The following is a 15577-nucleotide window of genomic DNA, read 5'->3' on the forward strand; positions in this document are numbered from 1 at the left end:
CACCATGAAGGGCGTCACCGTCGTCGACCATCCGCTTGTCCAGCACAAGCTGACCATCATGCGCAAGAAGGAAACCTCGACGGCCGGCTTCCGGCGGCTGCTGCGCGAGATCTCGCTGCTGCTCGGCTACGAGGTCACCCGCAACCTGGAACTGACGACGACGACCATCGAGACGCCGATCGAGACGATGGAGGCGCCGACGCTGGAGGGCAAGAAACTGGTCTTCGCCTCGGTGCTGCGCGCCGGCAACGGCTTGCTCGAAGGCCTGCTCGATCTGGTGCCGGCGGCGCGTGTCGCCCATATCGGCCTCTACCGCGACCATGAGACGCTGGAAGCGGTCGAGTATTTCTTCAAGGCGCCGGGCGACCTCGCCGACCGGCTGGTGATCGTCGTCGACCCGATGCTGGCGACCGCCAATTCGGCGATCGCCGCGATCGACAAGCTGAAAGGCCGCGGTGCCACAAACATCCGCTTTCTCTGCCTGCTGGCGGCACCAGAGGGCCTCGAGCGGTTTACCCAGGCGCATCCCGATGTTCCGGTCTTCACCGCTTCGATCGACCGCCAACTCAATGAGAAGGGCTACATCATGCCGGGTCTCGGCGATGCCGGCGACCGCATGTACGGCACCAAATAGATCCGTTTACCGATTGTTTACGCAAACGGCTGGTTTCCGCATTCGTTAGAGCGGCAAACACCATGTCGGACTAAGGATCGGCAACCACAAAGGCCGGTCCATGCTGCGCAAGCTTCTCATCCTTGGCGTGTTTGCCGGAACGTCGGCATCGCTGCCGATCGTGTATCAGTCCAATTCACAGGTAATCGAGCGGCTGTTGAAATCAGCCATCGGAGCCAGGCCGGCCGACACACAAACCGACCTGAATCTCGCCGCCGTCCCGAACAGGCCCGCAACGCCGCAGCCGCTCGGCCGCAAGGTCGTCGTCACCGCGGACGCGCGCGGGCATTTCATGTCGCTCTTCAAGTTGAACGGTCGCCAGGTCGACGGCATGATCGACACCGGTGCGACGCTCGTCGCCATCAACACCTCGACCGCGCGCAGGATCGGCATCTCGCTCAATTCGACCGACTTCAGCCATCAGGTCAACACCGCCAATGGTGCGATCAAGGCCGCCGTGGTGACGATTGATCGCCTGCAGATCGGCAAGATCACCGTCGAGGGCGTCGAGGCCGTCGTGCTCGACGACAGGGCGCTGCACACCAACCTGATCGGCATGAGCTTTCTGCAGCGGCTCGAAAAATACCAGGTCGAAGGCGGCAAGCTGCTGCTGGTTCAGTAGAACGTGATCCCGAACCGCAGGTCCGCGCCTGCGAAAAGTTGGGGACCAGTCTTCGGACAAGATCGTGGTCCAAAGAAAGATAGAACCCATCCGATACCGTCGGAATGGCTCTACCCGCGGGGCAGGATCCGCCGGATGACGGTTTTCTCCGTGGCCGGTTTGAAAGTGCCGATGGTATACGCCGAAAGCACGGCGGCCGCGGCCGCTTCGGCATCCCCGGTATTGCGGGCATGGACCAGCGCCAGCGCTTCGCCGGCCCGCACTTCAGCGCCGACCGGCAACAGCCTGGTGATGCCAACGGCGTGATCGATCCTGTCGTCGGGCCGCGTCCGCCCGCCGCCAAGCCCGACCACGGCAAGCCCGATCTCGCGGGTCGCGATGCCGGTGACAAAGCCGTTCGCGCTCGCCTTGACCGCGAATTCCGTTGCCGCTTTCGGCAGATATTTTTCCGGATTGTCGACAAAGTCGACGGGACCGCCCAGTGCCGCCACCATGCGCGCGAAGATGGAAGCGGCGCGGCCGCCGGCCAGCGTCTCGGCGGCGCGGCGCAGGCCGTCCTGGTTGGACGACACCAGGCCTGCCGATTGCAGCATCTCGGCGGCCAGCGCCAGCGTCACGTCCTCCAGCCGCCGGTCGCGAAAGCGGCCGGTGAGAAAATCGACGGCGTTGCGCACCTCGACCGCATTGCCGGCGGCGGACGCCAGGGGCTCGTTCATGCCGGTGACCAGCGCCGAGGCCTTAAGGCCGGCGCCATTGGCGACGTCGACCAGGCTGTTGGCCAGTGCGGTTGCGTCGCGCGATTTCTCCATGAAGGCCCCGTTGCCGACCTTGACGTCAAGCACCAGCGAATTGAGGCCGGCGGCCAGCTTCTTCGACAGGATCGAAGCAGTGATCAGCGGCACCGATTCGACCGTTCCCGTCACATCGCGGATGGCGTAGAGCCTGGCGTCGGCGGGTGCGAGATCGGCGGTCTGGCCGATGATGGCGCAGCCGGTTTCGAGCACCGTCTTGCGGAAGCGCGCAACATCCGGCTGGCTGATATAGCCGGGGATGGCATCCATCTTGTCCAGCGTGCCGCCGGTATGGCCCAGACCCCTGCCGGAAATCATCGGCACATAGGCGCCGCAGGCAGCGACGATCGGCGCCAGCATCAAGGAGACATTGTCGCCGACGCCGCCGGTCGAATGCTTGTCGGTGACCGGACCGGGCAGATCCGACCAGTCGAGCACATCGCCGGAATCGCGCATCGCCATAGTCAGCGCCACCGCCTCGTCGCGGCTCATGCCGTTGAAGAACACCGCCATGGCAAAGGCGCCGACCTGCGCGTCGGTGACTGTGCCGGCGGTCAGACCCTCGATGAAGAACGCTGTCTCCTCAGCCGAGAGCTTCTGGCCGTCGCGCTTGCGGCGGATGATTTCCTGGGGAAGCATCAGGCGTCGACCCTGTGCTCCGGAAGCCCGTCCTGAAAAACACGCTGCAGAATGGTCGCCAGCCGCGCGCCGCCGACCGGTGCCATGTCCTTGGTCTCCTGGTGCGACAGCTCGGCTCCGGTCATGCCGGCGGCAAGGTTGGTCACGACCGAACACGCGGCGACGCGCAGCCCGAGGAAGCGGGCGAGAATGACCTCCGGCACCGTCGACATGCCGACGGCGTTGGCGCCCATGACGCGCGCCATGCGGATCTCGGCGGGCGTCTCGAAGCATGGGCCGGAGAACCACATATAGACGCCCTTGTGCAGCTTGGTACCGGTGGCCTTCGCCGCCTGCTCGATGGCGGAGCGGAGACCGGCGTCATAGGCTTCGGTCAGGCCGACGAAACGGCGGTCGCTCGGTTCGCCGATCAGCGGGTTGGAGCCCGAGAAATTGATGTGATCGGTGATCAGCATCACCGAGCCCGGGCCCATCCCGGGATCGACCGAACCGGCGGCGTTGGTGAGGATCAGCCTGGAGATGCCGAGGCCGGCGAGCACCTCGAGTGCCGGCCGCATCGCCGCCGCGTTGCCGTGCTCGTAATAATGCGCCCGGCCGGACAGCATCAGCACCGGCGTGCCGGCAAAGAGCCCCGCCACCACCTCGCCGGCATGGCCGCTGACTCCGCTTCGGGGAAACCCCGGCAAGTCGGCGTAGGAGATTCGCACCGCATCCTCGACTTGGTCGACAAGCCCGCCAAGCCCTGACCCCAGCACCAAGGCGGTAGTCGGCGCCAGCCCGTCCAGCCTTTCGACGAGGTGATCGAGCGCTTCCTTCATTTCAGCACATCGCCTTCAAACCCGTATGGCAGCAACTCGCCCATGGTCACGGTCTCGACCACGCCGCTATCATCGCAGAGATAGAACTTCGTCTCCGGCCGGCAGAATTCCGCCAGCCGCTGCCGGCAGCCGCCGCAGGGCGAGCATTTTGCCACGCGTTCGGCGATCACGGCGATTTCCGTGATTTTGCCGCCGCCGCCCATGATGTAGTTGGCAAGTGCGGTGGTTTCGGCGCACCAGCCCTCCGGATAGGACGCGATCTCGACATTGGCGCCGGTGAAGACACGGCCGTCCTCGGTGCGCAACGCCGCGCCGACTGGAAATTTCGAATAGGGCGCATAGGCCTTGGCCATGGCGGCTTTCGCCGCTTCGAACAGATCATGAGCCATAATAGATCAGCGTTCCTTGACATAAGGCACGCCGCCGGCGCGCGGCGGGATTGCCTTGCCGATGAAGCCGGCAAGCAGGATGACGGTCAGCACATAGGGCAGCGCCTGCATGAATTGCACCGGCACCTTGCCGATCAGCGGCAGCGGCGTGCCTTGCAGGCGGATCGACGCGGCGTCGAGGAAGCCGAACAGCAGGCAGGCGAACATGGCGTTGACCGGTTTCCATTTGGCGAAGATCAGCGCGGCCAGCGCGATATAGCCCTTGCCGGCGGTCATGTCCTTCACGAAGCCGCCATTCTGCACCATCGACAGATAGGCTCCGGCAATGCCGGTGAGCACGCCGGTGCAGATCAGCGCCCGATAGCGCAGCCAGGCGACTGATATGCCGGCGGTGTCGACCGCGGCCGGGTTCTCGCCGACGGCGCGCAGGCGCAAGCCGAAGCGGGTGCGAAATAGCACCCACCAGGTGAACGGCACGGCCAGGAAGGCGAGATAGACCAGCACGGAATGGCCGGAGATGAGTTCCGAATAGATCGGCCCGAGAATCGGAACGCTCCTGAGCGCCTCTGCGCCCGGCCAGATGATTGCCTCGAAGCGCTCGCCGGCGGCCAGCGCCGGCGTGCGCCCGCCTTGCTGGAACCAGGCCTGGCCGAGCATGATCGTCGATCCGGCGGCAATGAAATTGATCGCGACGCCGGAAACGATCTGGTTGCCGCGATGGGTGATCGAGGCAAAGCCGTGGATCAGCGCGAAGGCAACCGAGATGAGGATGGCCATGCCGAGGCCGAGATAGGCCGAGTGGAAGACCGAGGCGGCGGCCGCACCGGCGAAGGCGCCGACAAGCATCTTGCCCTCGAGCCCGATGTCGAAGACGCCGGCCCGCTCCGAATAGAGGCCGGCGAGACAGGCGAGCAGCAAGGGCACAGACAGGCGGATGGTCGAGTCCAGGACCTGTACGATGGCGTTGAAGAAATCCATCTCAGGCGCCCTTCCCCTTGACCGCTTCCATGCCGACCGATTTCGGGCTGAGCGAGGCGAACAACGCCTGGACGTAGGGCCGGAACATATGCTCGAGCGCGCCGGCGAACAGGATCACGAGGCCCTGGATGATGACGATCATGTCGCGGCTGATCACCGGCATCTCGAAGGCGAGCTCGGCGCCGCCCTGGTAGAGCATGCCGAACAGGATCGCCGCCAGCACGATGCCGACCGGGTGCAGGCGTCCCATCAGTGCCACCGCGATGCCGACGAAACCGGCGCCCGAAACGAATTCGAGCGCGACATTGTGCTGGTCGCCCATCGTCGGGTTGAGCGCCATCATGCCGGCCAGCGCGCCCGAGATCATCATCGCAATGATGATGATGCGGATCTCCGAAATCCCGGCATAACGCGCCGCTTTCGGGCTGTGGCCATAGGTGCGCATCTCGTAGCCGAGCTTCGTGCGCCAGATCAGCACCCACACCAGAAAGGCCATGGCTAGCGCCAGCAGGGAACTGACGTTGAATGGCGCCGAACGGATTTTGGCGCCGAACAATTCGATGACCCAGTTGAGCTTCGGCAATTGCGCGCCTTCGAGGAAGGTGCGCGTCTGCGGCGCCATCGAGCCGGGCGGCTTCAGCATCCCCACCAGCGCATAGACCATGACGCTGGCGGCGATGAAGTTGAACATGATGGTGGTGATGACGATATGCGAGCCGCGCTTGGCCTGCAGATAGGCCGGGATCAGCGCCCACAGCGCGCCCATCGCCGCGGCGGCGATAATGGCGATCGGGAAGGTCAGCCACCAAGGGAGCAGGCTGTCGAAGGCCAGGCAAACGATGCCTATGCCGAGACCGGCGATGTAGCCCTGGCCCTCGCCACCGATGTTGAACAGGCCGCAATGCGCCGCAACCGCCACCGAAAGCCCACTGAAGATGAAGGTGGTGGCATAGAAAAGCGTGAACGCGATGCCTTGGCCGCGGCCGAAGGCACCCTCGACCAGGATGACGGCTGCACGCAGCGGGTTCTCGCCGACCAATATGACGACGAAGCCGGCGACGACGAATGCGACGAACAGATTGATCAGCGGGATCAGCACGTAATCGGCCCAGGCCGGCAGCTTGGCATAGGGGGTGCTCACTCGGCGGCCTCCCGGTGCTCGACGCCGGCCATCAGCAGGCCGAGCTCGCCCTCGGTCGCGTCGGGGCCGCGTTCGCCGACGACGCGGCCGGCAAACATCACCAGGATGCGGTCGGACAGCGAGCGGATCTCGTCGAGCTCGACCGAAACCACCAGCACCGCCTTGCCCTGGTCGCGCATGGCTATGAGGCGCTTGTGGATGAATTCGATGGCGCCGACATCGACGCCGCGTGTCGGCTGGCCGACGATCAACACGCCGGGATCTTGTTCCATTTCCCGCGCCAGCACGATCTTCTGCTGGTTGCCGCCGGAGAAATTGGCGGTCTTGAGGCGGCAGTCCGCCGGGCGGATGTCATATTTGACGATCTTGTCCCTGGCATCGTTACGGATGGCATCGATGTCGAGGAACGGCCCCTTCAGATAGCGCGCGTCGTCCTGATAACCGAGGATCGAATTCTCGTTCTCCTCGAAGGCCAGCACGAGCCCGACATGATGGCGGTCCTCCGGCACATGGGCAAGGCCGCGCTCGCGCAACTCGCCAGGGTCGGCGGCGCCGGTGAGGTCGATCGGCTTGCCGTCGAGCATGACCGAGCCCGAAACGGCATGCCTGATGCCGGAAATCGCCTCGAGCAATTCGGACTGCCCGTTGCCGGCGACGCCGGCAATGCCGACGATCTCGCCGGCATGGACGTCGAAGGAGACGTCGTCGACCATGGTGACGCCGCGGGAATCCTTGACCGTCAGGTTCTTGACCGCAAGCTTGACGCCGCCGGCCTTCGCCTCGCCCTTTTCGACGCGCAGCAGCACGCGCCGGCCGACCATCAGCTCGGCCAGCTCCTCGACCGTGGTCTTCCTGGTTTCGCGTGTCGCCACCATCGTGCCCTGGCGCATCACCGACACCGTGTCGGTGATCGCCATGATCTCGCGCAGCTTGTGGGTGATCAGCACGATCGTCTTGCCCTGCTCCTTCAGCTGCCTGAGGATGCGGAACAGGTGGTCGGCCTCGGCCGGCGTCAGCACGCCTGTCGGCTCATCGAGGATCAGGATCTCGGCGCCGCGATAGAGCGCCTTGAGGATTTCGACGCGTTGCTGCAGGCCGACCGGCAACTCCTCGATGATGGCGTCGGGATCGACTTCGAGCCCGTATTCGCGCTCGAGCCGCTCCAGCTCGGAACGCGCCTTGGCAATGCTCTTCTTCAGCAGCGCATCGCTTTCGGCGCCGAGAATGACGTTTTCCAGCACCGAGAAATTGTCGACCAGCATGAAATGCTGATGCACCATGCCGATGCCGAGCGCGATCGCATCATTCGGTGTCTTGATCGATGCCGGCTGGCCGCCGACACGGATCTCGCCGGAATCGGCTTGGTAGAAACCATAGAGGATCGACATCAGCGTCGACTTGCCGGCGCCGTTTTCGCCGACGATGCCATGGATGGTGCCGCGCATAATCTCCAGATTGATGTCACGGTTGGCGCGCACGGCGCCAAAGCTCTTGTCGATGCCGATCAGCTCGATTGCGGCTTGCGCCATGCAGCCTGTTCCCACTGTTATTTTTTTACCGCTTGGTCAAACGCCTAGCATGACGCCCAGTCTGTGCCAATTGGGTCCGTAGCAATTGGCCGGAGCAGGTTCACTCTCGACAAATCCCGCCATGCTTGTCAATTTCCAACGTGGCCGCAGCCTGCACAATCGCCTGATCGAGGATTTCAAATGACCATGCCCGAGGACCGGCTGACGACGCTGGAAATCCGCGCCGCCGAGCAGGAGAAGACCATCGAGGAACTTTCCGGCCAGATCGCCGAGCAGTGGAAGGTGATCGAGCGCATGCAGCGCAAGCTCGACGCGCTGGCCGAGCGCTTCCTGGCGCTGGAGGAACAGGCCGCGCCCGACGTGCCGGTGACCAAGCCGCCGCACTGGTGAGCGGGCCGACAAGACAAAACCGCCGGGCTTTCACCCGGCGGCTCGTCACTTCAGCAGTGCCAGTCGATCAATAACAGCAATCGATCAATACGGGCAGGCATTGTCCGACATGTAGTCGTGCACCTTGATGGTGCCGGCGATGATGTCGGCCTTGGCTTTTTCGACCGCCGCTTTCATCGCATCGTCGACAAGCGCCTTGTTGTTGTCGTCCATGGCGTAGTCGACGCCGCCTTCCTTGAGGCCGAGATCGTTGACGCCCGCCGTGAACTTGTCGTTCTTGGCATCCATGAAGGTGTTGTAGACGGCAACGTCGACGCGCTTGACCATCGAGGTCAGCACCTTGCCGGGCTGCAGGCCGTTCTGGTTGGAATCAACGCCGATGCCGAGCTTGCCGGCGTCGGCCGCTGCCTGCAGCACACCGACACCGGTGCCGCCCGCCGCTGCGTAGATTACGTCGGCGCCCTGGTCGATTTGCGTCTTGGCGATCTCGCCGCCCTTGGCCGGATCGTTCCAGGCTGCCGGCGTATCGCCGGTCATGTTCTGGATGACGTCGGTGGCCCCGGCCGCCTTGGCGCCGCCGACATAGCCGCAGCCGAACCTGCGGATCAGCGGAATATCCATGCCGCCGACGAAGCCGACCTTCTTGGTCTTGGAAGCCATCGCCGCCATCACGCCGACGAGGTACGAGCCTTCCTGCTCCTTATAGACCAGGGAGCGGACATTGGGCTTGTCGACGACCATGTCGATGATGGCGAATTTGGTGTCGGGGAACTCGGTTGCGATCTTGTCAAGCGCGTCAGCCCACGAGAAGCCCGCCATGACGATCGGGTTGCGGCCGTCCTCGGCGAAACGGCGCAGCGCCTGCTCGCGCTGGGTGGCGTTGCTGACCTCGAATTCCACATAGGGGATGCCGGTCTCGGTCTTGAACTTTTCAGCGCCGTGGAAGGACGCCTCGTTGAACGACTTGTCAAACTTGCCGCCGAGATCATAGAGGATCGCGGGTTGAATGTCCGCGGCGAAGGCCGGAAGAACCATTGCAGCTGCGGCCATGAGGCCGAGAACGATACGTTTCATGTGATCCACACCCCTGTCGGTTATTTGTCCATTATGCACCGCATGCCGGCCCGGTTCTCCGGCAGGCATACGGTGTCGGGCAGGAGTGTCTTCCTCCCGCTTCGGGTCAATCTGGCACGGCCCGAAACAAAATTCACGTGGAATTTTGACCCTTTGGAAAAGCATGGCGCCGCATCGCGGCGCCACAGCATATTCCTTGCGTCAGGGGCATAAAATCAGGCGGAGACGGCGGCCGGAATGGCGCAGGTGACGCCGGTTCCCTGCAGGCCGCAATAGCCGTAAGGGTTCTTCGCCAGATATTGCTGGTGGTCTTCCTCGGCGAAGTAGAATTCCGGCGCCGGCGCGATCTCGGTGGTGATCTTGCCGCGTCCGGCACCGCGCAGCGAAGCCTCGTAGGCATCGCGCGAGGCGAGCGCCGCCTGGTACTGCGCGTCGTTGAACGTATAGATCGCCGAACGGTAGGTGGTGCCGACATCATTGCCCTGGCGCATGCCTTGCGTCGGGTCGTGGCTTTCCCAGAACAGCTTCAAGAGCTCGGCATAGGACACGATCTTGGGATCGTAGATGACGAGCACGACTTCGGCATGGCCTGTCAGGCCCGTGCAGGTTTCCTGATAGGTCGGGTTGGGCGTGACGCCGCCGGCATAGCCGGCCGCCGTGACCCATACGCCCTCGACTTGCCAGAACAGGCGCTCGGCGCCCCAGAAGCAGCCCAGCCCGAACGTCGCCATTTCCATCCCTTCGGGATAAGGACCCTTGAGCGGCCTGTTCGAGACAAAGTGCTTCGATGCCGTCGGGATCGGCCGGTCGCGGCCGGGCAACGCCTCGGAGGGTTTCGGCAGGTTGAGCTTCTTGTTCAGCATGTCGCTGAGAAACATGTGTGGCTTCCTTTTCTTCTTGGTTGAGCCTTCCTGGTACGGGATCACCGGGTCAGGCTGGAAATGTCAGGTTGCGGCGAACCGCCCGCTGGGGCGCTGCCGCCTGTAACCGATGGCATAAAGAATGAACGCCAGCACCGCGAACACGGCAAAGCCGGGCTGGCTGAGCACCCAGGCGATGGCACCGTCCCACAGCAGCGGGTTGACCTTGTCGCGGACGAAGCTTTCGAAGGCGCTGCGCGTATCCGGCGAAACCGCGAGCCAGCTGGTGTTGAGCGGAGTCATCACCAGCGCCGAAGCCGCCACCGAGCGGGTCGCATCGAGCACGGCCATGATGACCGAAACCGAAAGCGCGATCATTGCGGCAAGACGGAAGATAAAGCGGAACATCCGGACCCTTCCTCCCCAGGAGTTTATCAGAATGTCGTGTGGACTGTTAAATAGGATCTGCGTGCTTTATCCGCAATCGCGACACGCGAAGTTGAACCTGCGGCCGCCGGTTCGCCGGGACCGGTGGCGCGCCGGGGACGGCAAGCACACCTCCGCCGCCCCTTTCGATAGGCTCCCAACGGGTGCCCCAGCGGCATGGGCTGAGCATCCGTATCCGGCAAAGCGAATAGACTGCCGTTATGTCTTGGCATTCGGCACCGGATCGACTAGATGAGCCCCGCGCCTGTTGCTTTGACGGCTCAGGTGCGGGGAAAGGGTATCCGCTGGTTGACGGCGCCCACGGCCGGAATTCCGGCACCGGAATCCCAAAGGAGATGCATCTCCCCAACCCGCGCGGCGAAACCGGCCGCGTCGAAAATGCTAAAGAGACGGAGAGGTGGCCGAGTGGTTGAAGGCGCACGCCTGGAAAGTGTGTTTACGGGAAACCGTAACGCGGGTTCGAATCCCGCTCTCTCCGCCAGTTAAATCTCACCGGCTCGCCGAGTCTGAAGGGACACTGGACGGCGACTGCCGCTGCGATGCAGTATCTTGAGGCAGGCAGAGGGGGGCGCGAGCGGCTTTCATCTTCGCCGCACTCTTACCTCAGATCAGCCTACAACCGATCGGCCCGCGCTTCACCAGAAGCACGGGCTTGGTCGACTCGGCACCGTCGCCGCCCCGTCTAGCGCGGGACCGCTTGTATTCCCGAGACCGAGCGCTCTGTTTCGGCGGAGAAAACCACGAAGGCAAAGATCAGCACGGCGGCAGCGACAATCATTGAGCCGGTGGCGACGATCGGCTCGAGCGCCGGATTTCCCTGCAGCATCAGGTAAAGCGCCGGCAGCATCACGACCAGGCCGAGATTGTAGACGCCATAGTGGATCATCGCGCTCCTGCGGGCAGCCTTCGCCGGGTTCAGCGCATAATAGCCGCCGAATATTGCACTGGTGACCCACCCCAGCAGATTGATGTGCGCGTGAGCCGGAAACGCGCCGTGATCGCTTGAAATTGCCATCTGCAGGCCAGCTGCAATTCCCAGAATAAGAAAGATGATGGCTGTCTTGAAAAAGAGTTCCGAAACCTTAGGCATGTCATTCTCCCAAACCCGTTTTGCCGCCGCATCATGCTGTGGTTCCGGCGATCTTGCCAAGGGACCGTCGGGCCTGCGGAGCCATTTGTCGCCGGCCTGACAGCCCGTTGGCGGCCGGCCGCCGGGCCTGGCCGGTTGCGAGTCCAGCCAGCAAAAAAATATGCACTCACGCTAATTTAATTGCAACATTACCGGCCAGGCTTGCATGTCGTTCTCGCCAGGGAAGTGTCCTGCACGATGGTGGTGCCATACGCGCCAAAGGTCTGCCCGTCAGTGTTGCAGCAAGGCCTCGCCGAACTTCTCCCACAGCTGTGCGCAATCTGTTGCTCTGAGGCTGGGGGTTCCGACTGGGCCATATCTGATGACGGCGGCGTGAACATCATAGCCAACGATAGGTGCATTGGCGACAAAGTGGATAGCCTCGCCCAATCGGCGGGGGCCAATTGGCGCATCGGTTTTGTTGGTGATATCGAAGACACCACGAATATCCGCTTCCTGATTCCTGGCTGCCAACGCAGCCGCCATTACCCTTTCTTGCATCATCGAAATCTCTCCTATCGGTCTAAGTCTAAGAACCGCGGCTTGTGCCGATCCGGCAGCTGACAACCGGCAAATCGAAGTGCCTTTTGCAGCATCTCGATTGGCTCTTGCTGCGGGCCATTCCGCCCGCTCCCGCGGCAAGCCGATAAGGCAACTGCCAGCGAAATCCGCAGGCACATCCACGGTCGCATCAAACACGGCCCACGTGCCAGTCGGCTCCTGAACGGGCAAAAACCTCATAACAGCGCCTGCTAATATACTATGCCGACTGTGAGGACGAGACTTTTTCCTGCATCAACTAAACGAATGAGAGCTGGTGTCGAAGTGCCGGGCGACGCTCGTCGAAAACAAATCGTCGGCGACATCGCCTGGATCGAAGGTGGGCCTGAGCAGTGATCCGGCCGCATTCGGGGCTCGCCGACAGGGACAAGCACAAGACGCAGCGCCGGCACGCCTCGTCAGATGTTACTTTCTGCCCTGCGGATAGATCGTCTCGCCGCGCTTCAGCATCTCCACGAACGCCGCGATCTTCTTCTTGCGTCCGGCTTCGGTTTTCATGTTGTGGATGCGGAAGGCGAGTGCGAAGCGGTTTTGCCCGCTGAGCTTTGCCAGCATCTCTTTCGCCGTGGGCTCGGCGTCTATTGCCGCCTGGAGGTCGTCGGGGATCTTCATCTCCTTGCCGCTCTTGTAGGCGCGCGCCCAGCGGCCGTCGGCCTTGGCCGCATCGACCTGCCTCAGCCCGTGCTCGGTCATCCGGCCCTCCTCGATCAGCCGGGCGACATTGTCGACATTGATCTGGCTCCAGGTGCTCTTCCTGCCGCGCGGGGTGTAGCGCTGCAGGTAGCTTTTGCCGTCCAAGGCCTTGCGCACTGCATCGATCCAGCCCCAGCACAACGCCGCGTCGATGGCTTGCTTCGGCGTGATCGACGGCAGTCCCGAATCGAGCTTATGGATCTTGATCCAGACTTCGTCCTCGCTGTCGTGATGCTCGCCAAGCCAGGCATGGAAGCTTTCGGCATCCCTGAACTCGCGCACCTTGGCGGGGTCGACCTTGACGGGCGCCATCAGCCGGTCCGCCCATGACGCGAGCGCGTAACGACGCCAAACCGCTGGCCGGCCGCGCGCGCGCTCACCTCAGCTCCGAGTCCGCAATCCGCAGGCCTGGTGATTCTCGCCGGCACGCATTCAGCCCGCACGATTGGGCGTTCCGAGGACATGGGATTTCGGCGGCAGCATGACGTTGTCGAATGTCTGCGTGAACATCGCCGCCGCAAAGAAAGCGACGGCGCGCAGGGTTTCGGTGCCGGTGTTGACGAGGTCGTGCCTGACCGGCGTCGGAAGTACCAGGACGCTGCCCGGCCCGACCGGGTGGGTGGTGCCGCCCTCAATGTGTAGCTCGCCGGTGCCGGCGATGATGTATTGCGTCTCTTCGGTGGCGTCGCTGTGCCAGCCGAGCCGCTTGCCGGGCTCGATCTCGTAGACAATGACCGAGGACTGGGTGGTGCCGTGCCCGCCGTAAACCGCGAAAGCGCCGGCCCATTTGACCGACGGATCGTCCTCTGCCCAAACCAGCGAACGTTCGAGCCTGTCGGATGCGACGACTGCTGTCATGGCTTCGTTCCTCTCAGCGAATTGCGAACACGAATCTAGATGATTTTTCTGGTCTGCGTCAGCAAAACTGGCTGCTGACCGTTCCCTCGTGCATTGCGCGTGACGATTTGTCGGGCCGCGATCCGACCTATTCTACTCTCGGGCCGGATCACTGAGCCGATCCCCCAATGCAACCAAGCCTTTACCTTTTAGTCAGTTTTGAGTTGCCCCTGCGTTGCGTTCGTGGTCCGGTACAACCAGGGCGCTCAATGCGGCATTCGGCAACGGTCGCCTCACCGACCGTCAGGGCAACACACCGTCGAGCCAATACAGGAGATAGCAATGGGCATTTTCGACAGTATCAAAGGTGCGATTTTCGGAAACGCGGTTGCGGCCGAAGCGCCGCCGGCGCAACCGTCTCCCGCGCCTGCTTCGAGCACGGCCACCCAGCCGACGGCGCCTACCCGATCCGCCCCGGCTGCAACCCCGGCTCCGGCCGCGCCGGCCGCGCCGTCCTCTGCCCCGGACATCGCTGCCATTCTCGACAAGGCGGTGGCCGCGAGGGGGCAGAAACTCAACTGGAAGAATTCGATCGTCGACCTTATGAAGGCTCTGAATATCGACAGCAGCCTCGGCGCCCGCAAGGAGCTTGCCCACGAGCTGAACTACACCGGCGATATGAACGACACTGTAACGATGAATCTGTGGCTGCACGACGCACTGATGAAAAAGCTGGCCGAGAACGGCGGCGAGCTTCCGAGCGACCTGGCCGCCTAGAGTCACAAGACAAGCAATTCCAGGAAAACGTGTGAACGGTTTTCCGTCCGGAATTGCGTCAAACGAAAAAGACAGACCGGTTCTGCCCGCACCGTGGTTCTTGCTGCGCCGGCTTCGGCCGCAACCGAGCAGACCACACTGCCAAGCATCAGACTGCCATTAGATAAAACTGAGACCGATCCCGGCCGCCGGGATTGGGTCCATGGGAAGTCGCATGGCACAAAGCGCTGCCGCCTCGCGCCCGGATTGCCTCCCGCAAAACCGACGATTTCGGTCGCTGCCCACGCGCTGGTAGGACCACCATTTTGCTGGCGAAACGCGACGTTCGGCGTATCATTCTCTCGGGAGAGGGTTCATGGTGGGAGGAAGCCAATGAACGTGGTGAAGCGGGTGACGGTCGCCGACTTGACAGCCCAAGAGCTTGTTTCATCTGCGCTTTCACGGTTCGGTGCCGGCGACACCATATCGACGAGGGCGATGCTGGACATCGTTCGCAGGACGGCTCCGGCCTGCGGCAACAGTGACGACGATCTGGTCGAGCTTATCGTCATGACGGCGGTTGGTAGGACCATGGGCGTCGTGTTCGACCATCGCTCCCATTAAAACAATCTGGAACGAACATCAGGCTGCGCCCAGGAGCAGTGGCGGGCGGTGGCAGCGCCGCCAAAGAGGCCGGCCTGTTTGTGCGTGAAGGTCGGCCTGGCACCAAGCCCTTGCTTTGAGCAAAACCGCTGCTCATGCCGGGTCATGCCCGAAGCCGGTAGTTGGGCGACACGCTCGAAGGAACTCGCTGAAATCTTGCCCGTTATGCTCTCGTTGAGATGAGGAGAGCTGCCATGGCCGACGACAAAACCAAGACCGACAGTCGCGACCGCTCACGAATGGCGGGCGGCGAAGACTATGAGGTACGTCACTTCGCCGAGGAAGCGGGCATTACCCCTGAGCAGGCACGCACGCTGATCAAGCGCCACGGCACCGACCGCAAGGTGCTGAACGAAATCGCCGAAAGCATAAGAGCGTCGTAATGGCTGACAAGAAAACCGCAATGGCCGACCGCAAGACGCGCGATCTGGACGAAAAGGAGGCTCTGCGCCTGGCCGAAACCACCGACGTTTCGCCGAAGCAGGCGAAGGATCTGATGCGCAAGCACGGCAAGGACAGCCCGAAGGTCGAGAAGGAAGCCAAGAACTTCAAGGCCGAGGGCTGAGCCGCCGAGCCGGTTGGACGCG

General features: G+C 63.0%; 20 protein-coding genes and 1 tRNA gene. 8 read left to right on the forward strand and 13 right to left on the reverse strand.

Annotation, left to right across the window (positions count from 1 at the left end):
• The first annotated feature begins 4 nt into the window (after positions 1-4).
• Together upp and NKH28_RS12475 are read left to right on the forward strand one after the other, a co-directional pair.
• Positions 5-634, forward strand: coding sequence for a uracil phosphoribosyltransferase (gene upp / locus NKH28_RS12470; protein WP_023675320.1), 630 nt, complete (start codon positions 5-7; stop codon positions 632-634).
• Between the two features lie 100 nt (positions 635-734).
• Positions 735-1295: a TIGR02281 family clan AA aspartic protease gene (locus NKH28_RS12475; RefSeq protein WP_352539393.1), complete on the forward strand. Its 561-nt coding sequence runs from the start codon at positions 735-737 to the stop codon at positions 1293-1295.
• A 110-nt stretch (positions 1296-1405) separates the two neighbouring features.
• Here the strand turns inward: NKH28_RS12475 and deoA are convergent, their stop codons facing one another.
• The 6 genes from deoA to NKH28_RS12505 are packed head-to-tail and all read right to left on the reverse strand — an operon-like array spanning position 1406 to position 7580.
• Positions 1406-2725 (reverse strand): thymidine phosphorylase, encoded by a 1320-nt coding sequence (gene deoA / locus NKH28_RS12480; protein WP_352539394.1) that lies wholly within the window; start codon positions 2723-2725, stop codon positions 1406-1408.
• Entirely contained in the window at positions 2725-3543 is an 819-nt protein-coding gene (locus NKH28_RS12485; RefSeq protein ID WP_352539395.1) for a purine-nucleoside phosphorylase, read from the reverse strand. The genes deoA and NKH28_RS12485 overlap by 1 nt, the downstream gene beginning before the upstream one ends.
• Positions 3540-3932, reverse strand: a complete 393-nt coding sequence (cdd, locus tag NKH28_RS12490) for a cytidine deaminase (protein ID WP_352488680.1) — start codon at positions 3930-3932, stop codon at positions 3540-3542. Before cdd ends, NKH28_RS12485 begins: the two co-directional genes overlap by 4 nt.
• A gap of 6 nt (positions 3933-3938) precedes the next feature.
• On the reverse strand, positions 3939-4910 hold the full coding sequence (locus NKH28_RS12495; protein WP_352469471.1) for an ABC transporter permease: 972 nt from the start codon (positions 4908-4910) through the stop codon (positions 3939-3941).
• A gap of 1 nt (position 4911) precedes the next feature.
• Positions 4912-6051, reverse strand: a complete 1140-nt coding sequence (locus NKH28_RS12500; protein ID WP_352979034.1) for an ABC transporter permease — start codon at positions 6049-6051, stop codon at positions 4912-4914.
• Complete coding sequence (locus tag NKH28_RS12505) at positions 6048-7580, reverse strand: ABC transporter ATP-binding protein (protein WP_352539397.1); 1533 nt, start codon at positions 7578-7580, stop codon at positions 6048-6050. The genes NKH28_RS12500 and NKH28_RS12505 overlap by 4 nt, the downstream gene beginning before the upstream one ends.
• 180 nt (positions 7581-7760) lie before the next feature.
• Here NKH28_RS12505 and NKH28_RS12510 point away from each other — a divergent pair, with 180 nt between their 5' ends.
• A complete protein-coding gene (locus tag NKH28_RS12510; protein WP_031211352.1) occupies positions 7761-7970 on the forward strand; it encodes a SlyX family protein in 210 nt (69 codons plus the stop codon).
• 84 nt (positions 7971-8054) lie between these two features.
• Here NKH28_RS12510 and NKH28_RS12515 read toward each other — a convergent pair whose 3' ends face one another.
• From NKH28_RS12515 to NKH28_RS12525, 3 genes are all read right to left on the reverse strand, one after another.
• Positions 8055-9044 (reverse strand): BMP family lipoprotein, encoded by a 990-nt coding sequence (locus tag NKH28_RS12515; RefSeq protein WP_352469466.1) that lies wholly within the window; start codon positions 9042-9044, stop codon positions 8055-8057.
• A gap of 215 nt (positions 9045-9259) precedes the next feature.
• Entirely contained in the window at positions 9260-9922 is a 663-nt protein-coding gene (gene msrA, locus NKH28_RS12520; RefSeq protein WP_352918295.1) for a peptide-methionine (S)-S-oxide reductase MsrA, read from the reverse strand.
• A gap of 66 nt (positions 9923-9988) precedes the next feature.
• On the reverse strand, positions 9989-10312 hold the full coding sequence (locus tag NKH28_RS12525; protein ID WP_352469464.1) for a hypothetical protein: 324 nt from the start codon (positions 10310-10312) through the stop codon (positions 9989-9991).
• 430 nt (positions 10313-10742) lie between these two features.
• On the opposite strand from NKH28_RS12525, the gene NKH28_RS12530 reads away from it, so the two are divergent.
• A tRNA-Ser gene (locus tag NKH28_RS12530) sits at positions 10743-10832 on the forward strand.
• Between the two features lie 201 nt (positions 10833-11033).
• Here NKH28_RS12530 and NKH28_RS12535 read toward each other — a convergent pair.
• From NKH28_RS12535 to NKH28_RS12550, 4 genes are all read right to left on the reverse strand, one after another.
• Positions 11034-11441 (reverse strand): hypothetical protein, encoded by a 408-nt coding sequence (locus tag NKH28_RS12535; RefSeq protein ID WP_352979036.1) that lies wholly within the window; start codon positions 11439-11441, stop codon positions 11034-11036.
• Positions 11442-11711: 270 nt separating this feature from the next.
• Entirely contained in the window at positions 11712-11984 is a 273-nt protein-coding gene (locus tag NKH28_RS12540; protein WP_352469463.1) for a hypothetical protein, read from the reverse strand.
• A 462-nt stretch (positions 11985-12446) separates the two neighbouring features.
• Entirely contained in the window at positions 12447-13046 is a 600-nt protein-coding gene (locus NKH28_RS12545; protein WP_352501935.1) for a YdeI/OmpD-associated family protein, read from the reverse strand.
• A 120-nt stretch (positions 13047-13166) separates the two neighbouring features.
• Positions 13167-13592: a cupin domain-containing protein gene (locus NKH28_RS12550; RefSeq protein WP_352465923.1), complete on the reverse strand. Its 426-nt coding sequence runs from the start codon at positions 13590-13592 to the stop codon at positions 13167-13169.
• 321 nt (positions 13593-13913) lie between these two features.
• Between NKH28_RS12550 and NKH28_RS12555 the strand changes: the two genes are divergently transcribed.
• From NKH28_RS12555 to NKH28_RS12570, 4 genes are all read left to right on the forward strand, one after another.
• Positions 13914-14348 (forward strand): DUF3597 domain-containing protein, encoded by a 435-nt coding sequence (locus NKH28_RS12555; RefSeq protein ID WP_352979038.1) that lies wholly within the window; start codon positions 13914-13916, stop codon positions 14346-14348.
• A 372-nt stretch (positions 14349-14720) separates the two neighbouring features.
• Positions 14721-14951 carry a hypothetical protein gene (locus NKH28_RS12560; RefSeq protein WP_352469460.1) on the forward strand — a complete coding sequence of 77 codons (231 nt, stop codon included), beginning with the start codon at positions 14721-14723 and terminating at the stop codon, positions 14949-14951.
• 233 nt (positions 14952-15184) lie between these two features.
• Positions 15185-15373 carry a DUF3606 domain-containing protein gene (locus NKH28_RS12565; RefSeq protein WP_352469459.1) on the forward strand — a complete coding sequence of 63 codons (189 nt, stop codon included), beginning with the start codon at positions 15185-15187 and terminating at the stop codon, positions 15371-15373.
• Positions 15373-15555 carry a hypothetical protein gene (locus NKH28_RS12570; RefSeq protein WP_352469832.1) on the forward strand — a complete coding sequence of 61 codons (183 nt, stop codon included), beginning with the start codon at positions 15373-15375 and terminating at the stop codon, positions 15553-15555. Before NKH28_RS12565 ends, NKH28_RS12570 begins: the two co-directional genes overlap by 1 nt.
• Positions 15556-15577 lie beyond the last annotated feature (22 nt).

Origin of the sequence: Mesorhizobium sp. M1227 (assembly GCF_040318315.1) — a bacterium.
Classification (GTDB): domain Bacteria; phylum Pseudomonadota; class Alphaproteobacteria; order Rhizobiales; family Rhizobiaceae; genus Mesorhizobium.

Excerpts from the sequence above, each read along its gene's own strand:
- upp (WP_023675320.1), top strand. The coding sequence starts at position 5 with ATGAAGGGCGTCACCGTCGTCGACCATCCGCTTGTCCAGCACAAGCTG.
- NKH28_RS12475 (WP_352539393.1), top strand. The coding sequence starts at position 735 with ATGCTGCGCAAGCTTCTCATCCTTGGCGTGTTTGCCGGAACGTCGGCA.
- deoA (WP_352539394.1), bottom strand. The coding sequence starts at position 2,725 with ATGCTTCCCCAGGAAATCATCCGCCGCAAGCGCGACGGCCAGAAGCTC.
- NKH28_RS12485 (WP_352539395.1), bottom strand. The coding sequence starts at position 3,543 with ATGAAGGAAGCGCTCGATCACCTCGTCGAAAGGCTGGACGGGCTGGCG.
- cdd (WP_352488680.1), bottom strand. The coding sequence starts at position 3,932 with ATGGCTCATGATCTGTTCGAAGCGGCGAAAGCCGCCATGGCCAAGGCC.
- NKH28_RS12495 (WP_352469471.1), bottom strand. The coding sequence starts at position 4,910 with ATGGATTTCTTCAACGCCATCGTACAGGTCCTGGACTCGACCATCCGC.
- NKH28_RS12505 (WP_352539397.1), bottom strand. The coding sequence starts at position 7,580 with ATGGCGCAAGCCGCAATCGAGCTGATCGGCATCGACAAGAGCTTTGGC.
- NKH28_RS12510 (WP_031211352.1), top strand. The coding sequence starts at position 7,761 with ATGACCATGCCCGAGGACCGGCTGACGACGCTGGAAATCCGCGCCGCC.
- NKH28_RS12515 (WP_352469466.1), bottom strand. The coding sequence starts at position 9,044 with ATGAAACGTATCGTTCTCGGCCTCATGGCCGCAGCTGCAATGGTTCTT.
- msrA (WP_352918295.1), bottom strand. The coding sequence starts at position 9,922 with ATGTTTCTCAGCGACATGCTGAACAAGAAGCTCAACCTGCCGAAACCC.
- NKH28_RS12525 (WP_352469464.1), bottom strand. The coding sequence starts at position 10,312 with ATGTTCCGCTTTATCTTCCGTCTTGCCGCAATGATCGCGCTTTCGGTT.
- NKH28_RS12535 (WP_352979036.1), bottom strand. The coding sequence starts at position 11,441 with ATGCCTAAGGTTTCGGAACTCTTTTTCAAGACAGCCATCATCTTTCTT.
- NKH28_RS12540 (WP_352469463.1), bottom strand. The coding sequence starts at position 11,984 with ATGATGCAAGAAAGGGTAATGGCGGCTGCGTTGGCAGCCAGGAATCAG.
- NKH28_RS12545 (WP_352501935.1), bottom strand. The coding sequence starts at position 13,046 with ATGGCGCCCGTCAAGGTCGACCCCGCCAAGGTGCGCGAGTTCAGGGAT.
- NKH28_RS12550 (WP_352465923.1), bottom strand. The coding sequence starts at position 13,592 with ATGACAGCAGTCGTCGCATCCGACAGGCTCGAACGTTCGCTGGTTTGG.
- NKH28_RS12555 (WP_352979038.1), top strand. The coding sequence starts at position 13,914 with ATGGGCATTTTCGACAGTATCAAAGGTGCGATTTTCGGAAACGCGGTT.
- NKH28_RS12560 (WP_352469460.1), top strand. The coding sequence starts at position 14,721 with ATGAACGTGGTGAAGCGGGTGACGGTCGCCGACTTGACAGCCCAAGAG.
- NKH28_RS12565 (WP_352469459.1), top strand. The coding sequence starts at position 15,185 with ATGGCCGACGACAAAACCAAGACCGACAGTCGCGACCGCTCACGAATG.
- NKH28_RS12570 (WP_352469832.1), top strand. The coding sequence starts at position 15,373 with ATGGCTGACAAGAAAACCGCAATGGCCGACCGCAAGACGCGCGATCTG.